Origin of the sequence: Halothiobacillus sp., assembly GCF_028710545.1 — a bacterium.
Taxonomy (GTDB): Bacteria; Pseudomonadota; Gammaproteobacteria; order Halothiobacillales; family Halothiobacillaceae; genus Halothiobacillus.
This window is the reverse complement of the sequence record NZ_JAQTTX010000105.1, coordinates 1-3,267: the sequence shown is the minus strand read 5'-3', so window position 1 is coordinate 3,267 and position 3,267 is coordinate 1. Positions and strand designations below refer to the sequence as shown.

At 57.6% G+C, this 3,267-nt stretch carries 2 protein-coding genes; both read left to right on the top strand.

All coding sequences use genetic code 11. The features are described from left to right. Positions 1-437: autotransporter assembly complex family protein (locus tag PHD44_RS12520; protein ID WP_300192216.1), on the top strand; the 437-nt coding region annotated here is incomplete at its 5' end. Continuing rightward, on the top strand, positions 437-3,267 hold a 2,831-nt coding region (locus PHD44_RS12515; RefSeq protein ID WP_300192215.1), incomplete at its 3' end, for a hypothetical protein. The genes PHD44_RS12520 and PHD44_RS12515, both read left to right, overlap by 1 nt.

The window sequence follows — 3,267 nt, the reverse complement described above, 5'->3', positions numbered from 1 at the left end:
TGCTGGGTGGGCTTTATCCTGTGGGGAAATGGGTGTTCAAGGCGCGCACCGAGTTGGGTGGCGTGGTGACACCCGATTTCAATTCCTTACCCAAAAGCCTGCGTTTTTTTGCCGGCGGCGATCAATCTGTGCGCGGTTATGCCTATCAATCTTTAGGCCCGATCGATTCGACCGGCCAGGTGATCGGTGGGCAATACCTGTTCACGGCCAGTGCCGAGGTGATGCATCCGGTGTACGGGCGCGATTGGTGGGGCGCCGCGTTTGTTGATACGGGCAACGCCTTCGATGCCTTGAGCGCTATTGATTTGAATACGGGGGCGGGTATCGGCATCCGCTGGCGCTCGCCGGTCGGTATGGTGCGCGTGGATGTGGCCTATCCGTTTGACGGCAATCAACGCACGCCGCGATTGCACCTGGGCATCGGGACGGCCTTTTGATGCTGCGCTGGTTCTCCCTGCTTTTACAGGTCGTCGGCTGGCTTATCGGCGGATTGCTGGCATTGGTTTTTGTGGTATTTATCGGTTTGACGGCAACCACGCCTGGCGTGCGTTGGCTGGCAGGGCAGGCCCAGCAACAAGTGGCCGGGCTTTCGATGGGCAAAGTCGAGGGTAATCTTTGGCAGGGTCTGCGTATTGATCAGATTGCTTTCCACACTCAAGATGGTTTGTCCCTGGATATCGGTAAGGCCGAGGTTGCACTCGATTGGCGGCAGTTCTGGCACTTTAGCTTGCTCATCAAAAATCTCACCGCCGAGGATGTGATTCTGCGCCAGCCCCCGCCCGTCCAATCAACCACGCCAGCCACGCCATTGAATTTGTCTGATTTGCCGTTGAAACTGCCGGTGGGTGTTCAGGTGGCGCATCTGCAAGTCGATCACTTCACGTTAGTGCAGCCAACCCGGGCGGATCAAAACCCGCAACCCAGTCTGACGCTCACGACCCTGCAAGCCGAAGGCCGGGCGGATGCAGAGATCGTTTCATTAAAAATAAACAAGATCATGGCGAGTCTGCCCGGCCAAAGTGTTGCCGATGGCCACACCGATGAGGCCGCGTACGAGACAGCCATCGAAGGGCAGGGCGCGGTACACGTCGCGGTCGCAACGCCGCATCAAACCCATGGCCAATTGGCGACGATTGTGACCTTGCCCCAGGGTTGGGCGTTGGCGCAGATGACACTGGGCGGCAATCTGGCGGCTATAAAAACGCAGGTCAACGGACGATGGGAGGGCTTTGCGACCCCGTCGGCCACGCTGCAAGCCGATGCGCAGATCAATCCGCAGCGCATGACCTTGGAAGAATTGCACATTGATACTCTCGATGGATCGTTATGTGGGCGCGGTATTGTCGATTTTGCCCCACAACTCAAGGCCGCTATTCACGGGCAGGCAACGGGTTTGAATCCGGAGCGTCTTGCGCCCGCAGCGGCGGGGCAGGTGGGCTTTGATTACCAGTTCTCGTGCGCTCAGTCGGGTGATCAAGGCAATGGGGCAGGGCAAGATAAGACCCAAAAATCACCATCCGCGCAGTTTCAGTTCAAGCTTACCGCATTGGGCGGACAAATTGCCCGGCTGCCCTTTGAGGGTTTGACGGTCGATGGCGCGATGGCGAATCAACAGGTCTTGCTGGATATAACCCACGGGACACTGGCGGGCGGTGCGATCAAGGCCAAGGGTGAACTGGGTTTGACCGGCACACGGCCCGTGGCGCTCTCACTGGATTTGGATCGAGTGGCCCTGCGCGATGTGTTGGCACCAAACGGCGTGGCGGCTGAGGGGGCGATCAGCACGCATCTGAAGGTGGACGGTTCATTGGGTATCGATCCGTTGCGAGATGCTCAGATAAACTTCGACTGGACCATACCGAACACGGTGTTGCATGTGCCCGCATCTGCGGCGAATCAAAAATCGGTTCGGGTACCGTTGTCACTTGCGTTACAGGGCAGATATGCCGATCAGCGGCTTGACTTGAAGCAGGCGAAAATCAATGTGGCCGATGCGTCCCTTGATGCCAAAGGCCGTGTGACGATGGCGGACTTGACCAAAAATACACCTGTCGATTTGACCGTAAATGCGAACATTCCCCAACTGGCGTATCTTCCCTGGCGCGCCGTCAATTTGCCTGATTTAACCGGCAGTCTTGATCTTAAATCCCGGTTGACGGGCAGCGTGCAGCATCCTGAAGCCACCGTCGATTTGCTCGCCCGTAATCTGGCTTACAAGCAATGGCAGTTGGCCAATTTGAGCCTGAACGGGCGTGTGAAACAGCAGCAAACATCGGTGTACGATCTTTCCCTGCGTGCCGATCGGTTGACCCAAGAGAATGCCAAAAAAACCGCTGATGTGCGTTTGAATAACCTTACTTTGGATGCGCAAGGCCAATGGCCGCAATTTGTGTTCAATGCGCAAAGCGCCGACGTGGGTGCCGGATACAGTGCGGCGCAGCGTTTTAGGTTGAGTGCACAGAGCCCGCAGGGGCAGGTGCGCCTGGCAATCGATGGCTTGCTGGCTCAAATTGGGCGTACACCCACATTACGTTGGGGCGGGCAGATCAAACGGTTGGATCTGTTGCCCGCGCCGTTTCACGGTAAATCGATACCGGCTTGGCATCTTCAGAAACCCGCCGATCTGACGTTGACCACGCAACAACAAACCTTGGGCAAAACCTGTCTTGCCACCGATACGGGTTCAAAAACCCAGTCGGGTCACCTGTGCATTGACCTGGCCAGGAACTTGGCGCGTCAGGAAAATAGCAAGGGTCAGCTGGACGCCGATCTGCCTCTGGCGCTGATCACACCGTGGCTGCCGGTTGCGGCCGATTTGCCCGGACGGGTGCGGTTAATGGCCGATGGGTCACTCGCGGCGGGGCAACTGGGCGGCACGCTGAAACTGAGCTTGCCCGACAGCGAATTTCGCCTGCCCGATATCCTGGGTAATCGAGCCTATCACTACAAGAATGTTGATCTGACCGCCCGCGTTCAATCGGGCGTCGTCAATGCTGTGCTCAGCGCCGATGTGCCGGATTTGCTCAATATCCAGGGCAAAGGGAATATCGGGCTAACCGGGTCAAAACCGCTGGCACTCGACCTCAAGGCTGTATTGCCCAGCGTTGCGATGTTGCAAGGCTTCCTGCCGCAAGTTGACGGGCTCAAAGGACAGGCGCGCGCCGATCTTGCGGTTGCCGGTACGCTCGATCAACCCAAACCCAGTGGACGGCTCGTGGTCGATCAACTGGCGTTCACCCTGCCAGATACCGGCGTGGCTTATGATCA